The sequence below is a fragment of the Agaribacillus sp. DX54 genome (genome assembly GCF_056858335.1).
This window is the reverse complement of record NZ_JBXEQE010000005.1, coordinates 230,077-250,776: the sequence shown is the minus strand read 5'-3', so window position 1 is coordinate 250,776 and position 20,700 is coordinate 230,077. Positions and strand designations below refer to the sequence as shown.

The 20,700-nt window shown below is 42.9% G+C and carries 12 protein-coding genes; 4 read left to right on the top strand and 8 right to left on the bottom strand.

Annotated elements, in window-relative coordinates; genetic code table 11:
* Positions 1-549 precede the first annotated feature (549 nt).
* A complete protein-coding gene (locus AC04NP_RS08560; RefSeq protein ID WP_482859167.1) occupies positions 550-1,146 on the top strand; it encodes a hypothetical protein in 597 nt (198 codons plus the stop codon).
* Positions 1,147-1,222: 76 nt separating this feature from the next.
* Here AC04NP_RS08560 and AC04NP_RS08555 read toward each other — a convergent pair whose 3' ends face one another.
* The gene (locus AC04NP_RS08555) at positions 1,223-1,681 is read right to left on the bottom strand and encodes a hypothetical protein (protein WP_482859166.1); all 459 of its coding nucleotides are present in this window, start codon (positions 1,679-1,681) and stop codon (positions 1,223-1,225) included.
* A gap of 309 nt (positions 1,682-1,990) precedes the next feature.
* Here AC04NP_RS08555 and AC04NP_RS08550 point away from each other — a divergent pair, with 309 nt between their 5' ends.
* Positions 1,991-2,599 (top strand): GDSL-type esterase/lipase family protein, encoded by a 609-nt coding sequence (locus tag AC04NP_RS08550; protein WP_482859165.1) that lies wholly within the window; start codon positions 1,991-1,993, stop codon positions 2,597-2,599.
* Between the two features lie 167 nt (positions 2,600-2,766).
* On the opposite strand, the gene AC04NP_RS08545 is transcribed toward AC04NP_RS08550, so the two are convergent.
* On the bottom strand, positions 2,767-3,273 hold the full coding sequence (locus AC04NP_RS08545) for a DUF2306 domain-containing protein (protein ID WP_482859164.1): 507 nt from the start codon (positions 3,271-3,273) through the stop codon (positions 2,767-2,769).
* Positions 3,274-3,443: 170 nt separating this feature from the next.
* Positions 3,444-4,208, bottom strand: a complete 765-nt coding sequence (locus AC04NP_RS08540; protein ID WP_482859163.1) for a creatininase family protein — start codon at positions 4,206-4,208, stop codon at positions 3,444-3,446.
* An 83-nt stretch (positions 4,209-4,291) separates the two neighbouring features.
* Between AC04NP_RS08540 and AC04NP_RS08535 the strand changes: the two genes are divergently transcribed.
* Positions 4,292-4,852, top strand: coding sequence for a DNA glycosylase (locus AC04NP_RS08535; RefSeq protein ID WP_482859162.1), 561 nt, complete (start codon positions 4,292-4,294; stop codon positions 4,850-4,852).
* A gap of 141 nt (positions 4,853-4,993) precedes the next feature.
* On the opposite strand, the gene AC04NP_RS08530 is transcribed toward AC04NP_RS08535, so the two are convergent.
* The 4 genes from AC04NP_RS08530 to AC04NP_RS08515 form a co-directional block, all read right to left on the bottom strand.
* Complete coding sequence (locus AC04NP_RS08530; RefSeq protein ID WP_482859161.1) at positions 4,994-6,685, bottom strand: glutamine--tRNA ligase/YqeY domain fusion protein; 1,692 nt, start codon at positions 6,683-6,685, stop codon at positions 4,994-4,996.
* 217 nt (positions 6,686-6,902) lie between these two features.
* Positions 6,903-10,298, bottom strand: a complete 3,396-nt coding sequence (locus AC04NP_RS08525) for a VCBS repeat-containing protein (RefSeq protein ID WP_482859159.1) — start codon at positions 10,296-10,298, stop codon at positions 6,903-6,905.
* A gap of 528 nt (positions 10,299-10,826) precedes the next feature.
* Positions 10,827-12,551 (bottom strand): RagB/SusD family nutrient uptake outer membrane protein, encoded by a 1,725-nt coding sequence (locus AC04NP_RS08520; RefSeq protein WP_482859158.1) that lies wholly within the window; start codon positions 12,549-12,551, stop codon positions 10,827-10,829.
* A 71-nt stretch (positions 12,552-12,622) separates the two neighbouring features.
* Entirely contained in the window at positions 12,623-15,868 is a 3,246-nt protein-coding gene (locus AC04NP_RS08515) for a SusC/RagA family TonB-linked outer membrane protein (RefSeq protein WP_482859157.1), read from the bottom strand.
* A gap of 586 nt (positions 15,869-16,454) precedes the next feature.
* Here AC04NP_RS08515 and AC04NP_RS08510 point away from each other — a divergent pair.
* Complete coding sequence (locus tag AC04NP_RS08510; protein WP_482859155.1) at positions 16,455-17,939, top strand: gluconokinase; 1,485 nt, start codon at positions 16,455-16,457, stop codon at positions 17,937-17,939.
* Between the two features lie 407 nt (positions 17,940-18,346).
* On the opposite strand, the gene AC04NP_RS08505 is transcribed toward AC04NP_RS08510, so the two are convergent.
* Complete coding sequence (locus AC04NP_RS08505) at positions 18,347-20,614, bottom strand: TonB-dependent receptor (RefSeq protein ID WP_482859154.1); 2,268 nt, start codon at positions 20,612-20,614, stop codon at positions 18,347-18,349.
* Positions 20,615-20,700 lie beyond the last annotated feature (86 nt).

Here is a 20,700-nt window from a genome sequence, read left to right as displayed (position 1 = left end):
AATACTTCAATAGTGCTGTCCAATATTACAAAATCTTCCGGTCTCATCCGGGGCTAATCGGTGATTTTAATATTTTAATTATAAAATTAGGGGTTACCAAAACCAAGCTTTTTCATTAAAAAAAACCCATTAGTAATAAGTTTTATAAACTTTAAAAGACAGTTAGCATGGATTCCCGGCTAACTGTTCTTTTTTTATAGCCAAATCTTACTTTTGGGTCCATTTATTTGTATAGAAAAGGTATATTGAATATTACATGATATTACCTAATCGTTAAATTTGTGCCGTTCTGCCACCATTCAGCTGATCCCAATAAAATTTTGAAACCCGTATAATAACCCATCGTTCTTACCGCGTTTTTGGTCGCTGGCAATTTGTCAACAATTTGAAACCTGGCATTTAACCCCTGAATGGCCCAAAATATTACGCCCAGGCCGTTTATGGCTGGCTATAAGTAACTATTAGATAATACAAACCTGTTTTAGGCAACCCGGAAGAAGCCTACATTTGCAGCAAATTTAAACTGAAACATTTAAACTAAAATTCAAAATGAAAAACACAATGAAGTTAGTCTTCCTGGTTATGATTTTATTTCCGGGATACCTCCTGGCAGGGGGAGTCGATGGGGTGGATCCTGCTAAGAGCAGTAAATTAGTAGCCAATCCCAGCCAACCGGTAGTTAAACTGTTTTACCAGGGAGAAAAAAAAGGAAAAGTCACTATTCGCATTTTTGATGCCGAAAATGTATTGGTTCACACCGACAAAATCTATAACAAAAACGGATTTGTGCGGCCTTATAATTTCAAAGAACTGGTTGCAGGAAAATACAGGTTTGAAATAACCGATTGTGAAGGCATGGCAGAAAAAGTTTTAGAGTACAAACTGCAAGCGCCCACTGAAAACAAAATTATCAGGGCAAGGCTGAATCCTGTGGAAAAGAATGAAAATAAACTGAAACTAGATGTGCTGGGTGTAATTAACGAAGCCGTGTTTGTCAGAATTTTCAACGATAATAAAAATGAAATATTTTCTGAAACCATCGATATTCAACAGAGTTTCAGTCGTGTCTACAACCTGGAAAATTTAAGAGACCGTCGGGTATCTTTTGAGGTTTCCACTGAAGAAAAATTGTTGCTTAAGCAATAATTCATTGCAAAAAGGTTTCGATACCGGCTTTTTGGGAAAAGCCGGTATCTTATCTCAAACCTCAAAACCAACCAACCTAGCGTGCGAACTCCTGCTCAAATAACTCATTGATGTAATACTCCCTTGTATTGACATGGTAGTTATCGAAGCAATCACCCACACCACTTCTCATAATACTTACACAAACGCCATTTGAAAAAGCACTTTCGAGGTGACCACGATTCAAATAACAGTGGCCCAGTTCATGAAACACAATAAACTCTTTGAACCGGTCAGAAGACCTTCTCCAAAAAGAAGCATCTATAGTAACTAACCTGGGGTTTCTGAATCGGCCATAAGAACACTGACCGGCCACATGCTGTTCATCAATTTCTTCTATCACCCCTTCGATCTCTGCCGTAGCCAAATCCACCGAAATGCCTCTTGCCGCCGCTTCCTCCTGAAACCTTTCAAAGTATGGAACCAGTTCCCCATCTACATTAGCAAAGGCAACCGGTTCCATTACCTCCTCTACATCATCGTCACTACAACTCAAAAAAAACAAAGTTATAAACAAGAATATTATACCATTCCGGCTTCTACACATTTTATTGCTATTCATCACCATTTTATTAAAAACACAAAAAAGAATTATGTAGAATTTTTACATACCGGAAATTGTTTGTTAAATAATACAAACCAAAACACAATCACCCTCAATTTTTTTTAGAGAATTTATTAAAAAAGATAAAAAATTTGTATCATTGGTGTGATTTTTGCTTATAATGAAATGTTAGTATCCCATTCTTTTAACCTCCGGATTTACTTTTTTCTGTTTTTGATGCTTTTAATTCCATCCTGCCAAATGCCAAACCAGGATAAAAATGACGAGGGAAAAATCAAAATAGCATGCGTTGGTGACAGTATTACCTACGGTATGGGTATCAAAAACAGGGATGAAAATGCTTACCCAGCCCAACTGAGTAAAATCCTGGGAGAAAAGTACGAAGTAAAAAACTTCGGTGTATCAGGGCGTACTCTTCTGAAAACAGGCGATTTTCCATATTGGGTTGAATCGGCATATATGGAAGCCATCCGTTACAACCCCGACATTGTCGTGATCGAACTGGGAACCAATGACGCCAAGTTTCATAACTGGACACACAAGGATCAGTTTGTCCGTGATTATACGGAAATGATCAATTCGTTTAAAAACCTGCCTGCACGGCCAGAGGTTTACATATGTTTTCCTGCGCCCCTGTATTTTGCCGGCAAAGATATCAACGATACGGTGATCACCAGACAGGTAATCCCAAAAATCGACAGTGTTGGTAAGGATTTGTCCATCCCTGTGATAGACCTTTACCGTCCCTTGTCTAACCAACCACAACATTTTCCTGACGGCATCCACCCAAATGCCCATGGTGCCAAGATCATCGCCAGAACCGTGGCTCGGTTTATCGCTGGCTCTTGATTTTAAAAGCGTCATGGGGCTGTCCGGTAAGTTATTATGTTTCGACTTGTAATCAAGTTTTATTTGCTTTTGGCGATAGGAACACCCTCCTGCCCTTCTCTAAGGCGGAGTCAGTTTTGAGTGTCCAATCAACCACTGTCGCTCTCTGAAGTTGCTGACTTTCCTGTTTACTTCGGAGGGCGCATCATCAGATTTCTGAACTTGCTTTCATAGGCACGCTTCTTGCTAAAAATCCAAATGGTGCCGATAATAAAGGGAAGAAACCAAAACAAAACCCTGCTAACCACATTAGCCTCTGATTCGATAATTTTAAAGGTCATCAGAAAGTCCCTTAAATCATCAATAAAAAGGGTAACGGAGGCAATTAAAAGAAATAAAAACGAATATAACATAAAAGTATAATGCCAAACCACCCAAACTTTGATGTATTTGCGAAAAACCAGGGGATAAACGGCAGCAGGGATAAATAAAAGACTCAGGATGATAAACATCTTGTATGCACCGATTCCTGGCCGTGGATCCCGGAACAGAAAGGTAGTAATCCCCAATAATATCAGGCTGATGATATAAATCCTTCCCCAAAGCCGATGTTTTCTTGTACCCTTATCCTTATAACAAATGATGAATCCTGCCAGGATGGCAAAAAGTCCAATCGTGGTATGAATAGCATCCATAAACAAATATGCAATAAATCTATTTATTTCCCTTTAATAATTCCAATTACCCTATGCATTATTAAATTAAACAAATATTCTTTTTCCCAAAAATTTTAACGAATATGAAAAATGCCGGCAGCAACTCAGTCAGAGCATTCAGGCAACAATGAAAATCATTCAGCTACCATTTATTCGTACAGGTCATTATTATCAAGTTTACTTAATTCTGTAAAAAACCCGGCAATTTTTTTGGTTACTTCCTGAAAATAGGCTTTGCCCTTTGTTTCATTAGCATTTGAAGGGTTGCCTATTCCTGTATCCCTGGTTACCTGCGACCATGACCTTTCAGCCCATGCCCAGCCTTCCTGCATAGCACTTATTTTAAAACGTTTTGCCTTACCATCGCCCGCTTCGCTCAATGGAAGCACAATTTCAGGTACAAAATGCATCATCAAGCTGGTCTCCATCTCGCCAGCATGGTCTCCCAAATCCTCAAAATATCCGTTTCCGTCCACCACTTTAAACCAGGAGAGGGATGCTATAAATAAATCCGGGAAAAACTGACCGGTTTCTCTCACCATCTGCTTAAAATCGTTACCGCCATGGCCGTTCATAATCACCAACTTGGGTATTTTGCTTCTCTGAATGGTAGCTGCAATGTCCTTGATAATAGCCAATTGTGTGGTAGGATTGAGATTGAGGTTAAGCTTGATATCCAGTTGCCCCGTATTGACGCCAAACGGCACAGTAGGCAAAACGATGACTTTCGCCCCGGCTTCCCAGGCCATCCGTGCCGATTCTGCTGCGATGAAGTCACATTGTATATTATCAGTAGCGTAGGGCAGGTGATAATTGTGGGCTTCGGTGGCGCCCCAAGGTAATACGGCCACCTCGTAGTCTGCGTATTTAACGGTTTTCCAATTTGTTTCTGATAAAATGTAGGGCCTTGGCATAAAATTCAGCATTAAAAATTTAACAGTGATTTTGTATATTTCCAGCCTATTTGGTTTTGAATGCCAAACAGTAAGCCGATTGTATGACAACCCTAAAAATCAAACCTCCCGAGATCTTCAACTACCAGGAATGTCTGAGTTTCCTACACCGGGGATTTGACGATTGTCTGCATCAAATTAACAAAAATACAATCATCAAAGCACTTAATATTGAGAATAATATTTCGCTTGTTTCGATTACTTATAACCAGAGTGTTTTACAGGTGAGCCTACTGTGGGGGGATTCATCTCCAAACCATCAAGCTTTGATCAAATCTTATATTAACCGGTGGTTTGACCTGCAAACGGACTTGAAGGCATTTTATGATATTGGCGCAAGATATCCCATCTTAAATCCCCTGATAGACAAATATTGGGGGTTACGCCTGATTGGTATTAAAGATTTATTTGAAGCATTGAGTTGGACGATTATTGGACAGCAGATCAACCTTGGTTTTGCCTATAAAACAAAAAGGGCACTTGTGGAGAAGTTTCGACCTGCAACTAAATTTTATTTGCTTCAACGACCGGCACACACTCCTGACTTCCTCAAGGAGGGTGTAAGGTTTGACTACACCTCAACTGGCGGTAGTCGCCATGGATAAAAACTCTCCCCTTGAGGGAGGCGGGGAGGTGTCAACAAACGCTGAGCCCAATAAAATTCGCCGTTTACTGACTCAATCAAACTTATCGGACAGCCCCGGTCATTAGTTTTTTACAGGCCCGGAGCATTGGTATACCGATTTTTATGGCTTCTTTTGCTGCATCCTGGCCCAATTATCGCGTAGCCCAACCGTTTTGTTAAAAATGAGTTTTTCGGGGGCGGAGTCAGGATCCACGTTGAAATAGCCTTGTCTCTCGAATTGAAAATGCTCCAAAACCGAGGCCGACCTTAAACCCGGCTCAACCTTACTGCCTGTTAAAATTTCCAGCGAATCGGGATTGATAAATGCTTTAAAGTCCTTTTCCTTATCGCCTTCCGGATCTTCCACTGAAAACAAACGATCATACAACCGCAGTTCAGCATCCACGGCATGAGCCGCAGCAACCCAGCTCAAAGTGCCTTTTACTTTTTTACCACTGGTATCCGCTCCGCTTTTGGTGTCGGGGTCATAGGAGCAATAAACAGTTGTAATTTCACCGGTTGCCGGGTCTTTGTCATAACTTTCACACTTGATTATGTAGGCGTATTTTAGCCGTACCTCCCTGCCAGGTCCCAGCCTGAAAAACTTTTTGGGAGGGTCCTCCATGAAGTCGTTTTTTTCTATGTAAACCTCCCTGGCAAAAGGTATTTCACGGGTCCCGGCGTTTTCATCTTCCGGGTTGTTGATGGCGGTGCACATGGCAACTTCCCCTTCGGGGAAATTGGTTATTATAACTTTCAGCGGCCTCAGCACGCCCATCACTCTGCGCGCCACCTTGTTGAGATCATTTCTTATGCTATGTTCCAGCAATGCCATATCGACCACACCATCCCTTCTTGCAACACCAATCGTATCACAAAAGTTTTTAATCGACCCGGGGGTGTAACCTCTCCTTCTCATGCCTGAAAGTGTGGGCATTCTGGGGTCATCCCACCCACTTACGTAACCTTCCTCCACCATTTGCCGGAGTTTTCTTTTGGAAAGTACGGTATAAGCCAGATTCAACCGGGCAAATTCCCTTTGCTTGGAGGGAAAAATTCCCAATGTTTTTATGTACCAGTCATACAGGGGCCGGTGTACTTTAAACTCTAATGTGCAGAGTGAATGGGTGATCTCCTCCAACGCATCGGACTGCCCATGAGCCCAGTCATAGGTTGGATAAATACACCATTGATTGCCGGTTCTCGGATGTTCGGCAAGCTTGATTCTGTACATTACCGGGTCTCGCAGATAAGTATGGGGGGAGGCCATATCGATTTTAGCCCTGAGCACGCTCGCACCTTCATCATATTCGCCATTTTTCATTTTCTCAAACAGTTGCAGGTTTTCCGCTACCGGTCTGTCACGGAAAGGACTCTCACGGCCTGGTTCCGTAGGTGTGCCCCGGCTGGCGGCAATTTCTTCTGCCGTTTGATCATCCACATAGGCTTTGCCCTCTTTAATAAGCTGAATGGCAAATTCGTACAGGTTGTGAAAATAATCAGAAGCGTAGTATTCCCTGTCATCCCAATTAAAACCCAGCCATTGAATATCTTTTTTTATAGCGTCAATGTATTCCTGTTCTTCCTTTTCCGGGTTGGTATCATCAAATCTAAGGTTACACAATCCATTGTATTTTTCCGCTATGCCAAAGTTCAGACAAATGGATTTTGCGTGTCCAATATGCAGGAATCCATTAGGTTCCGGAGGAAACCTGGTATGTACCCGGCCCTCGTTTTTACCTTTTTTTAAATCTTCTTCTATGATTTCTTCTATAAAATTCAAAGAAGGTTTCACTTCTGCATGTTCACTCATTGACTATACGACTGTTTGTTTATGCAAAGATAGAGGAAGGATTCGGATTTAAAATATAGTAGCAAAAGAATAGTTGTTCTATAGCCAGGTCGCCGTTCCCAAAGACCCATGCTAACATTGTGCCTGCTAAAGCCACTAAAGCCTTATGCAAACACGGTCAATATAAGAAGTATCGCATACCCCTTCCCTAAAGCTGCGGCGTACAAATGGGTTAGCACTAGAAAGTGGCAAGGGATTTCTTTTTGGAGGTATTATTTACTTTGATGGCTTTCAGGTAATCGTTGTTATTGGCGGCTAGAATGACAACACCGTGGGGGGTTTGAATCCTGGCCAGATCTTTGGTATTATGCTTTAAGTAAAAACCGCTTTCCGAAAAGGGTACTGCCCGGAAATTGCCTTTGCCATCTCCTGCCAGAAATTTGCCATAACTTGCATCATTGCGGGTAGTTTCTACCTCAGCACCGTAAAGGTTTCCGGCTACCAGGATATCGAGATGCCCGTCCTGGTTAAAGTCTTCCGTAAGCATACCATTTACACAGGATACCTGGGCCTGATTAGGCAGCTTCCGAAATTCAAAAATACCGTTACCCTTGTTTTCGATATAGCTGCTGGCAAAGGTTGTGGCCCGGTAGTGCAACGAGGCTTCAAGATCTTGCATGCTGTAGACATCCACCAGTGAAGCTTCAGCAAATGAGTTATAGTCCTGGTATTTAACCTTAATGTTCGGTATTTGCTCTGCCGAGCACTGTCTGCCCCTTACCGGATATTGAATTCCATTATTGTAATACCCCAAAACGATATCAATACGCCCGTTTTTATCATAGTCGTAAGCATATACATCAAAAGACTCTTCCTCGCTGGCCTGATATTTATAGTTCAACCCCAGGTTACCTGCCACAAAATCCATATCTCCATCCTTATCAAAATCCCCGGCTACAATACTGTACCACCACCCGGTAAATTTTTCCAAACCAAAATCGCTGGTTTTGTTCACAAAACTTTTTCCGGTATTTTTCAAAAAAGTCACAGGCATCCACTCCCCTGTTACAACAAGGTCCAGCCTGTCATCCTGATCAAAATCGACCCATATGGCATCGGTTACTAATCCGGCTTCGACCAGATCAGGTGCAATATCTTCCGTAACATCAGCAAATCTAACTTCGCCGTTTTCAAGCCCGTCATTGCGCAGCATGTAGCTTTTGGCAGGTAAGGGATAAGATCCGGGAACTATCCTGCCACCGACAAACAGGTCCAAATCCCCATCGTTGTCATAGTCTGCGGCCTTGACCCTGGAGCCGCTTGTTAACATCTCCGGCAAGGCGTAAAGCGCCTTTTTAAAGTTCCCTTTACCGTCATTGATATATAATCTGTCCTGTAATCCCCGGGTCCCTTCACTGCGTTCGTTGCCACCACTTACTACATACAGATCCAGGTCCCCATCGCCATCTGCATCAAAAAATGTCGCGCCTATGTCTTCATGACCGCGATCATCCTGCCAGACGTCGGATTTTGAAATGCTGAAAGTCCCCTCCTCATTTTGCAAATACAGGGCTCCGGCACTACCCAGGGCCCCTCCTACGTAGAAATCTTCGAGTTGGTCCCCATTGACATCACCCACAGCCAGACCGGGGCCACTTTGGGAATAAACATGAGGAAGTAAAACCTCATACTGGAAATCATTGTAATTGTTTTCCCGGTGCAGATGGTCAATATTCGAATCCCTGGTGGCATCGGCAAACAGTAATTCATTTTCTGCTAAAAGCGGCTGACTATACGCACTATCATGGGCATCCCGGTAATCGATTGTTAAGACCTGATTGGTCTTGACTTTGTTCAAAGTCTGAATTTTCCCGTCAATCCAGGTAATCTCTACCGCTGCTACCACATGCTCCTGCCCCACACCAAAGTGAATAACTGGCTCTACAGATGATTGAAAACCCCTGGTTAATGTATGATGCTGAAATTGTATTTCGCCTTTGTTTTTAATCAGGATTTTTGTCCCTAAACCCAGAGGATTTTTTTCACTTCCATACAGCTTAAACCTGAGATAATTTCCGAGCTTAAGATCAACGGTTTTATTCTGAAATACGAGGGAAGGCTCATCGATATTATTGATGACAATATCGAGGTCACCGTCATTATCCAGGTCGGCATAGGCCGCACCGTTTGAAAAGCCTTCGTGACTCAGTCCCCACTCTTTGATAATATTGTTGAAAGTTAAATCCTTATTGTTCCTGAAAGCATAGTTATCAACCTTTTCCGAGGGAATATTCAGGCTTAAATCCAGAAAATCAAAGCTTTCCCTGGTTTTGCGGCTGGCTTTGTCAATTTTGGTAAAATAGTCTTTGTTATTAATGTCTTTTCTGGTACCGTTGGTGATAAAAATGTCCTTCCAGCCGTCATTATCCAGATCGGCAAATAAGCCTGCCCAACTCCAGTCTGTGGATGAAGTTCCGGTCATCCGGGCAATATCACTAAAATGGGGAAGGCCATCTGCCGTGATACCGTTATTGAGTTGCAGGGTGTTTTGCATGTATTGGTAATGCATGCCCAGGTTCACAATCTCATAGAAGCCAGCAGGGTCCATGCTGGCCATATTGGCCTTATTTCTACGGTTATCCTCAGGGGTCATATCCATTTGTATGATATCCAGCAAACCGTCATTGTTGAAATCACCTGCATCTGTTCCCATGGCAAAAAATGCCGTATGCTGGGTGGTTGCTTTGATCTTATCGCTAAATGTGCCATCCCCATTGTTAAAATAAAAATGATCGGGAGAAGCAAAGTCGTTGGAAACGTAGATGTCCTCCCAGCCATCGTTATTGAAATCGCCCACGCTGACATTCAGTGACAAACCAAAATTCAGCAATCCCGCCTCTTTGGTGACATCTTCAAAAGTTCCGTCCCCATTGTTGCTGTAAAGCTTATCGGAGTGTTCCGGGTCCTTTTTATCCATTTTAAACTTGTAGGCCATATTCATCGTTTTGAAACTGGTGTAAGGATAGTTGGCTACATACAAATCCAAATCCCCATCCCTGTCGTAGTCGAAAAAGACCCCCTGTGTGGAATGCCCTTCATCTGCAATGCCACAGGCCTGAGCCTTTTCGGTAAATACCGGGATGCCATTTTCATTGAGGCCGTTGTTGAGGTAAAGCATGTTTTTTGTGGTGGCAAATTTTCCGGAAACGCTGACATAAATATCCAGCCAGCCATCCGCATTGACATCCGCCATGGTTACGCCGGTCACCCACCGGTCATCTCCCCCAACTTTAGCTTCACTGGTAATAGCTTCAAATTGAAGGTTGCCTCTGTTTAAATAGAGTTGGTTTTTCACCCGGTTTCCAGTGAAATATATATCCTGTAAACCGTCATTGTTCACATCACCCACCGCTATGCCACCTCCCATGTAGATGTAAGGGTAGGTAAAATAATTGATAATAGTGTCTTCTTCCAGGTAATTGGTAAAAGTGATGCCGCTTTCCTCGGGGGATAATTTGTTAAAAATGGATGTTACTGCCTTCCCGCTCTCTTGTTCGACATTTACGCCATCTTCGATACAGGAAGATATACACACAAAAAGCCCGATTGCCAAAATATTTAATACCTTTCTCATAGTTAATGGTTTGTCCAAGTGATAGTCGCACCATTAACAAAGAAACAAAATAATGGAGAGATTTTCTATTTATTTCCTCATATGCTGCATAATCTTGTAGTAAAACCGTTCCAATAAATGCATGTCTTCTGTGATAATTTCGGCATTCGCAGCCAACTCATCACGGTAATGTGTTTTTTTCCGGTAAAAGGATAAAAAGGAAATTTCCACAAAACCGCCTGTCCGGGGGCGGCCTTACCAAGATGGGTGGGGTATCACAATTTCAGCGAAGTATTGGCTAAATCAATAAAAAAATTTCACGGGCCAGGGTTTTGTTGGGATAAATAATTTAATACGGTAAAAACAATGCTGTTAATGGTTTTGGTGAAGTGAGTGAAGACGTAATCATGGTGAGGACGTAATTAGTCATAGTATGGCTTTGAGCCATGCTATGACTTCGGGAAAATTATGGCTACTGCCACAGGGCCATAAAAAACCCTGGCGCAGTACGCCAGGGTTTTTCTAAAATTCAGCTATATTGGAATAGGATTAAAACCCCTGGTTCTGGATTAAAATATTCTGCCCCTGGAGGTCAATCTCATCTTGTGGAATCGGTAAAAACTCATTTTTGCTAGCGGTAAAGGAGGCACCTGCGAATGGTGAGTTCAGCAACTGGTCTTCATGATCCAGGTAGGCATTCAATACTTCTCCGGCAATGCCCCATCGTACGAGATCATAAAACCGGTGGCCTTCACCGGAAAGTTCCAGTTTGCGTTCAAAGCGTACCGCCGTTCTTGCTTCTTCCTCAGAGGCGAAAGTAGTATATGCGCCAATCACATAGTTGGCCGCTTCTCCTTCATCATCATCAAGCATAAGCCGTGAAGAATCGGCCCTGGCACGAATCCTATTGACATATTCAAGGGCTTTGTCCAGGGTACCCGCCTCTATCTCGGCCTCAGCGGCCATCAGAAGTACATCTGCAAAACGAATAATGTTATAGTTGACAGCAGTATAACCCGGAGTCCAGTCACTGGCATCATTTTCTGAACCTGAACCTTCAAGATAATAAATAAACTTTTTAGGAGAATAAGGTCCTCCATAAGGCTGGTCCCGTATCCAATCGAAACCGGGATGAGGCCCCCAATCCAGGTAAGGGATACCTCTTCGGCCAATAGAGTGGTCTATTCTCGGGTCGAGATTGCCCGTGTCCGGAGAAAAAGGATCACTGCTTTGTAAGCCCATATCTGTCACCAGTGCATTAGCCGGATCATTGTAAGAGTTATCCAATAAAGGTAATCCATTAGCATCGGTACGGAAAGAATTAGCCAGATCAAAACTCGGCTGGAAAAATCCACAGCAACCTCCTGGCCTTGCAGGCCCCGCAGTACCATGAGGAAAGTTTAACACCATGCCGGGATTGGCATTTTGAACACTGCCGGTTCCGGCCGCAGCCTGGGAGGCAAAGACAGTTTCTGCGTTGTTGTCGTTAGTAGATCTGAAGACGTTGGCATAGTTTTCAACCAGGTCATATTTCTCGCCATCAGAATTGACACCGTCCTCGATCACCTGGTCAAATATAGCCTTGGCTTCAGGGAATTTTCCCTGAAATAAATAAGCTTTTCCAAGATAAGCGGCGGCAGCCCATTTATTGGCACGTCCAATATCTACCTGCTCTTCAGGCAGATTATCGAAGGCAGCCTGAAAATCCGCCTCTATAAAGGGCCAGATGTCCACGTTATTGCTGACGGGCGTAACCTCATCCCAGCTCTCGTCCACATAAGGCACATTGTCAAAATTTTTCTTGAGATCAAAGTAGTAATGGCCTCTCAAAAACCTGGCTTCTGCTGCTATTCTGGTCTTTACTTCTTCTGTCACAACAGGCTGAGCATTCGCTACCAGTCGTATAGTAACATTGGATCGTGCTATACCTTCATAAGTCGATGTATATTTTTGCAATACAGATATGTTATTTGTTTGCGGATCAAAAGCCTGCACTTCATTCATCTGCGATTGATCTCCGGCATTAGAACCCTTATTGGCTTCCCCTCCCAGAATACTTCCCCAAAACCAGTTACTGGCATCGGAATAAAATCCTGATCGGCCTAAAAGCATACTGTAGGCAGCAATCAATGAAACTTCCAAACCGGCCGGGCTGGTAAGTTGCTCTTCCTGAAGCGAGCCAGTAGGTGCTACGTCCAAAAAGGATTCTTGACAAGCCATCACAATTACCATCGATATCAACAAGGTTAAAGCGATTATTTTCGTTATTTTCATAATCTTAATTATTTATTTCAAATACGTGAAAGTCTTCATATACAGTTAAATATTGAATAAAGTCAAACCCATTAGAAGGCCACATTTACACCCATGGTATAGGTTCTGGTAATCGGAACATTACCTAAATCAACCCCGAAATTGGTATCGGCATTACCCCCAACTGCCGGATCCAGCCCGTCGTAACCGGAAATGGTAAAAAGGTTATTGACACTACCGAATACCTTGAATTTTTCCATGCCCAGTCTGTCTAAAAAGGGCTGAGGAAGGTTATAGGATAAAGTCACATTTTGCATACGGAAGAACGATCCATCTTCCACATAAAAAGAATTAGATTGTGTATTCGTGCTGAAATTTGAAATATTTTCAAATATAGGGATCTCCCCGGAACGGTTTTCAAAAGTCCAGGAGTCCTTTACCCGTTCGCTGATAGCAGCTCCCGGAAAAAGCGGATAGAAATCTGTAAACAATTTGGAAATATTGTAAATTTCATTGCCTATCGAAGCAAAAGAATACATCTCTAACTCAAATCTTTTGTAATTGAGTTTGATAGTCATTCCTCCTGTAAAATCCGGCACGGGATTACCCAATGTTGTACGGTCATTTATATCGATTACGCCATCATTATTGAGGTCGGCAAAACGGAAACGTCCGGGGGCCGCGCCATCCTGAGTAGGGGCATTATTCACTTCCTCCTGATCCCTGAATAGTCCCACTACCTCGTATCCGAAAAAAGCAGATAATGGTTGTCCTACCTGATTTAATATGGGTGTTATACCCCGGTAGTTTACACTGCGGCCAGGAAGATTTTCTATATTATCTGCCAATGCCACAATTTCATTTCTAAGAAAACTACCGTTCAGTGTAACTTGATAATCCAGTTCACTGATCTTGCCCTTGTTAACGATTTTAAGGTCTATACCTTTGTTTTGCATTTCACCGACATTCACAAAGGGAGCATCGGCAAAATCACCGGTCTGTACGGTCAGTGGTAACCTGAACAACAGGTCTTCGGTGTTTTTTAGCCAAAAGTCTACAATCAAATCCAATTTTCCGTCAAACAAAAGTGCATCGAACCCGATATTGGTAGTAATTGCCTTTTCCCATTGAGCGGAAGGATTGCCAAACCTTTGCCGGTAAAAGCCCTGGGCTGCCCCGGAATTGCTTCCGGTAATATCATAGGTGGATTGAGGAATACCCGTAGTGAAAAGCCAGAACTGGTTATCCGGATCAACATTGTTGGAATTACCGATAATCCCATATCCTGCCCTGATTTTCAGGTCATCGATCCAGGTCAGGCCATCCATGAAGCTTTCGGATGAAATACGCCATGCTGCTGAAAAAGCAGGGAAAGTTCCCCAACGATTATCCCTGCCAAAGCGGGAAGAACCGTCTCGGCGTATCACGAAAGAAGCAAGATATTTATCTTGAAAATCATAATTTAACCTTCCAAAATAAGAGGAGAAGTTAACGCCATTCTCATTAAAACCATTGATGATAGGTAAATTGACTGTCGACAAGGTGACAAAATCCGGATCTTGAGAAAGCGGGTTAATACCAGACGCTAAAATCTCACTCCTCGAACCTTGATTTAGCGCTTCCTGGCCTAATAATACATCTAATCCGTGATCTCCAAATACCTTTTTATAATTAATGGTATTGGTCCATACCCACGAAGTTTCATAGAATGAATTTTGATTGAACCCAAATGCGGAGTTGTTTTCAGAGTTTTCATATTGACGCCGGATAAAGGCTCTTTCGTGTTGCGAAAACCAGCGCCCACCAAAACTGGTGCGAAGTATCAAATTCTCAATGGGCTCTACTTCGAGGTAAACATTTCCAAATGCCTCAGCCCAGAATAGCTCATCATTCTCCTGACCGTCCAGGTTAGCCACTGGATTTCGTGGATTGTTAAAGCCAGGGGCCGTAGTGCCGGCGTATCCACCGAACTCATCAAAAACGGGAATGATGGGTGACATTCTGGAGGCGTCAAGAATCACATTTTCTTCACCTGAAGCACCAGATCCCCCGCTAGCCCCAAGTAAAATAGGGTTAGAACGATAAGTACCCTGGATATTTTCACCAATACGTACTTTACCGGGTATTATGTCAAATTCCGAATTAATGCGGACCGAATACCTGCGTAATCTCTGATGAAGTAAAATACCTTCCTGATCCAGCACACCTAATCCCATATAAAACCGGCTGTTTTCACCACCACCTGCAACGCCGATATTATGTCTTTGGACAAATGCGTTGCGGGTAATGGCATCGTACCAATCCGTACCTTCCCGATTGGCCCTGATAACCTGATAAATGGAGCCTGCATCAGGGTCGATGTTATATCTTTCTGCTTCCGCTCCAAGGTCAACAGATCCAACTACACCCGATTGTGACCCCACCAACAGGAAATCAGGTATTATTGGCTCCGGTCCGGTACCATATTGAGGATGATTGAACTCGGGGGTTGCGTTGTTTTGAATAGCAGCATTCCTAATGGCGTTCCAGGTCCACGTAGCCTGTTCCTGTGGATTTAATATGGGAGGTCCCTCTCCCGGATCGGTAAAGCCTACCATACCATCATAAGTTACTTTTAACGGTTGTTTGCCTTTCTTACCCCTTTTGGTTGTATAAACAATTACACCACCTGCCGCGCGGGCCCCATAAATAGAAGCGGCAGTGGCGTCTTTCAAAACGGTAGTAGATTCAATGTCCTCCGGGGCAAGGAATTCTGTGGATTGTACGGGAACACCATCAACGATGTAAAGTGGTTCATTGCCACCCAAAGCCCCGAAACCTCTTACACGCACTATACTCGTTGTACCCGGTTGGCCACTGGTAATAACGGTTACCCCGGCTACACGCCCTTGCAACTGCTGCTCTATGTTTCCAACAGGTGCCACCTGAAGTGCCCTTGAGTCAACAGTCGACACCGATCCCGTGGTTTCCCTCCGATCATCCACGGAGTAACCAGTCACAACCACTTCCGAAAGCGATTGAAAATCAAAACCAAGAATTACATCGATGATCGATTGAGCACTGACGGTAATTTCCTGTGTAGAATAGCCGACAAACGAAAACACAAGTATATCTTCATCAGAATTTACATTAATCGAGTAATTCCCATTGGCGTCGGTAATAACGCCGACAGTCGTGCCCTTGATCAATACATTAACACCTGGCAATCCCTCATTGCTTTCTGCATCCGTAACTTTACCCTTCACAACCCTATTCTGAGTATAAGCGGTCGAATAGAAAAACATAAAAAGTACAACAAGCGTCGCCTTTCCCAAGAAATGGTAAACTTTATTTTTCATAAGAAAGTTTAGTTAAAAATTTAGTTAAATAATTTTATTCCAATACAAGCAAACAATTTCAATGACAATCATTGAAATAAAGAATTTTATCCCCCACCGTCATCCCCCAAGAATCAGGTGAGAAGACCAGCAAAAGCTGTGTCAAAAAAATCAAATGAAATGTTAGACAAGAAAGTAGTGATAGTAGTTTTTTCCCATAGTTACATTAGAGTTTAAATTAAACATGAATTCGCATTAGTATATGTAATATAATAATATTTTTAAATTTTTAAAAAGACTGGTGTATTGTGTAGTGTTATTGCCAAATCTTAAAATAAGTGATTGTTTTTGCTTAAATATCAAAAAAATTCTTTTCGCTGTATTCAACTATATAACTGTTAATTTTCTTGTAATAACACTTCCAAAATTTGGTGAAAATAACTGAACCGGAACCATGGGAAATCTCACAATAACGGGGGGTAAATGTTACATTACCCCCTGATTTGCGTTATTTATGGCAAATTTTGCCGGATTTTGACCTTTATATAAAAATCCTGTGTTTATGGCTGGTTATACTTTATACATTTTTTTTATTTAATTTCCGCCAATGACAGAGATTATTATAGGGATAGACATTGGTACCGGCAGCACCAAGGCCATTGCCTTCGATATCAAAAGTACCGCTATATTGGACAGTGTTCATCAATGCTACCCTACTGATTATCATGGTAACCAACATGAACAGTACCCTTTATCGGTCTACCATGCTTTTAAAAAAGCCTGCCGAACGCTAACCACCAGACTTCCTCCCCACAAGCTGGCAGCCATAGTTTTTAGTAGCGCTCTCCACAGTCTTCTGGCGGTAGATAAGATGGGCAATCCTTTAACACCATGTATTATTTGGTCCGATAGCCGCAGTAATAAACAGGCCGGGATCATCAGGGCAAACCAAAAGGCTGATGAGATTTACCGGCAGACAGGTACCCCGATTCACCCGATGTCACCTTTATGCAAAATTGCCCATATCAGACAAACGCTACCTGAGATCTTCAGAAAAACCCATAAATTCATTTCTATAAAAGCATACATCCTGCATAAGTTGGGACATGACTTTTTGGTGGACCATTCACTGGCCTCGGCGACAGGCCTTTTTGATATTGAAAAATTACAGTGGCATGATTATGCCCTGGAAACAGCCGGTACCAACCCGGAGCATTTATCCCACCCGGTGCCTACTACTCACCTGTTAAAAGTTAAAACCAATGAAGAAACAAGGAGCCTTGGCATCAGTGAAGGTACGCCAATAATCATTGGAGGTGGGGATGGCCCTATGGCCAACCTGGGTTCCTTAACCTTAGAGAAGAACCAGGGCTGCCTTACACTGGGCACCAGCGGTGCGGTCAGAGTTACTTCCGAAAAAATTTTAAAAGACCCTTCCAGAAGGATATTTAACTATATCATCGATCATCAATTATATGCTGCCGGCGGGGCAGTGAACAATGGAGGTATTGTATTGAATTGGCTGCAAACATTATTTATGAATCAAAGCAAAGATGGGAAAGACTACCATAAGCTGCTTGCCGAGGCAGCAGCGGTTAGCCCCGGATCGGAAGGGTTGATTTTTCTTCCTTGGATTTTGGGCGAAAGGGCTCCTGTATGGGATACCGAAGCGAAAGGTATTTATTATGGTATTTCCCTTCACCACCAGCCCCAACACTTCATGCGCTCCGGCCTGGAAGGCATTGGCTTTAACCTTTTGAATATTGCGAAAATCATTCAGCAACTTTCGGACAAGATTGAGAAAATCAACTTTAACGGCGGACTTGCACGGTCAGAGTTTTTCTGTCAATTGCTGGCTGATATTTTTGGTGTGGAAATCAATGTGATTCCCCAGGTAGATCTTTCTGCCTATGGGGCGGTAGTACTGGCCTTGAAAGCTTTGGGTTATATTAACAATTTTGATCAGGCTCCTGAATTGAATAAGCAACCCCTGGTCTTTTATCCGAACCCTGAGCACGCTGAAATCTATCAGAAAAACTTTGAGGGTTTTATGGAGTTGCTTGCATTCAACAGTGCGGGTAGTGGCACCTAAAATATTGAATTCCGGATTTTAGTCTAGTCTAAAAATAGTATTATATATATCTATTAATCAGATATTTATTATATATAAATTAAATGAAAAATTTAATAATAGATTTAGATGTACTTTGCCTCGCGGAGATCATTTTTTTTATTACAACAACTACTTTATAGGGCGCAAGTGTCTCGCGGCTGTTACACAACGCAAACAAAAACCTCTGTGTCTCTTTGTGTCTTGGTGCCTTTGTGGTGTCCCTTTTTTAACCACAGAGGCACCAAGACACAAAGAAATTATTCTAAAGGAAGCAATGGTTCAAGTCCACCCTTCCCCGGGGAGAAATATTGTTTCAAGCCCATCTTCCCGGGGAAGGATTAGGGGGAGGTAAAGTCCGATGGTACTTCCTATGATGCTGTAAACAATTAGTAATTCCCGAGGTCGTAACTCAGAAATATTCCCCCGAAAAAATTCGCCGGCAGCCCGGGGTAAAAGTACCTGGGGGCATTGCCACCAAAGCTTCCGGCATTCACCAGAATCATAGAAGCATATTTCTCATCAAAAATATTGTTCACACCCGCATAAATATCAAGTGCCCACCGGCTTTGAATTGGCCTGCGATACCCGGCCTTAGCATTGGTCAGAAAGTAGGAAGAGGCGTAAATGGTATTTGCATCGTTCACAGGAGTGCGGTCGACATACTGGCTGTTGATGTGGACATAAACCCCGCCATTCATTTCATAGTCCAGTCCGAAGTTAACAATATTGTCAGGGTTGCCGGTAAGTTCATTGCCGGAAAAATCGCTTTCCCCATCTACAAAATCATCAAATCTGTAATCTGTTACAGACATATTGACAAATCCATCCAGGTGATGAAAAGGCTGGTCAATCAATGCGTATTTTAATTGCAGTTCCATACCATCATGGGTAGTTTTACCAGCGTTGATACCAATAAATTGGTCATCACCTACCCTTCTGGCCACCAGCAGGTTTCTTATTTTCATGGTGTACAGGGAAACATCGTAGCTAAGCCTATTGCCCATCATAGTTCCACGGCTTCCCAATTCAAAGTTATAGCCGCTTTCTGGTTTTATATCCGGATTGATCAGGCCATCAGGGGTAAGTGTTTCGGCAAGCGTGGGGGGTGAAAAGCCATGGCTGACATTAAAATAAACCGACCGATTCTCCCTTAGTTTGTGAAGAACAGCCAACCTCGGTGACAAAATAGTTTCAAACCGGTACTCCCCTGACTGATTAATATTGTCATCGGCGAATAAATCAGTTAGTTCGTAATTGGTTCTGTTGAAATTTAATCCCAGTGAAATGCTGGTGTTATCAAATACCTCGTAGTCCAGTTGTGAAAACACATTAAAGTAAAACCTCGTCTCACTGTTGTTACTCAATACCGAACCTGTGAGGTTGTTGTTATTTTCAAGCGTTTGCCAGTCATACCAATCTATAAAGTACTCTGCTCCCAGCACCCATTGTACCGGGCGATTCCCCGGTTTATGGTTGAAGGTGGTCTTTGTCCGGGCCCCGAGGGCCTGTGTCGACTCAGTCAGAATATTAAATGGCCTGCGTTCGAAAGCATTTCTGAAATTGGTGAAAAGGCTGGTTTCATTGCGCCAGCGCTCGTTGATAGCCATGTGATACGAAATACCCAGGTTCGATTTGTTGTAATCTTCAAATCCCATAGCCTGTTGCCAGGTAAACGCCGCCGCACGGGGGTTGGCGGTAAAGGTAGCACTATCGAGCGAACTGGGAATAAAAGCTTTGAGAGCTATAAAATTGCCGAATATATGAAGGGAGTTACCTTCATTGGTAAAAATCTTTGCCAATAAGGTAATTGACTCCCGGTCATATTCATTGTTCTCCCGGTAGCCGTCCTGGCGGGTTTTGTTGTAAATGAGGGCCAGGTTTTTGTTATCATCACCATGCAGCATTTTGGCAGTATACCGGTTAAGCCCGTATGATCCGGCTGAAAAACCAACCTCTGCAGATGTGTTTCTATATCTTGCGGCTGTGGTGGCCAGATTGATCGTGCCGCCCAGGCCGGCACCAAAGATGCTGGAGTTCGGACCTTTAATCACTTCTACCCTGTCAATGAGTTGTAAATCAATATCTTCAATGGTCGTTTCACCATCACCTGTGGTTAAGGGAATGTCATTAATATAGGCTTTGATTTTGTTGGTCGAAAAAAGTGATCTGGAACCTATGCCCCTGATGGTGATCCTGTTGGTGTTTAAAGCACCGGAATGCATATAAACCCCGGGGATCCTGTTCAGGCCCGGGGTGATTGCCAGGTCATTGTCCCTGCGAAGGTCTTTAGGGCTAATGATGGCCACAGCACCCGGTTCATCCACCAGTTTCCTGTCCAGGTTAGAACCTGCCACTATCACCTCACTCAATTGAACAATGGCAGGTGTCAGTTGAATGTTGATAAAATGTAACCGGTCATCTAAAATCAACTGTAACTCCCTGTAGCCGACTCTTGAGATGAAAATTGTATCCCCGGCATATGATGAGGTCAGGACAAACCTTCCGAGATGGTCGGTGACAGTTCCCTGACCATTGTGTAGCATTATCGAGGCACCCCGTACAGGTACACCATGCACTGCATCCATGACCTTTCCGGAGACATTATTCTGGGCCTCAGCCACAAAACCCCACATCAGAAACAGGCAAAAATTCAAAAAACAGGTTTTACAGTTCATTGGAAATTTTCGAAAGATGTGTTTTTTTTCGTTTTTTTTGTAAATTATCGAATGTTTTTTGTACA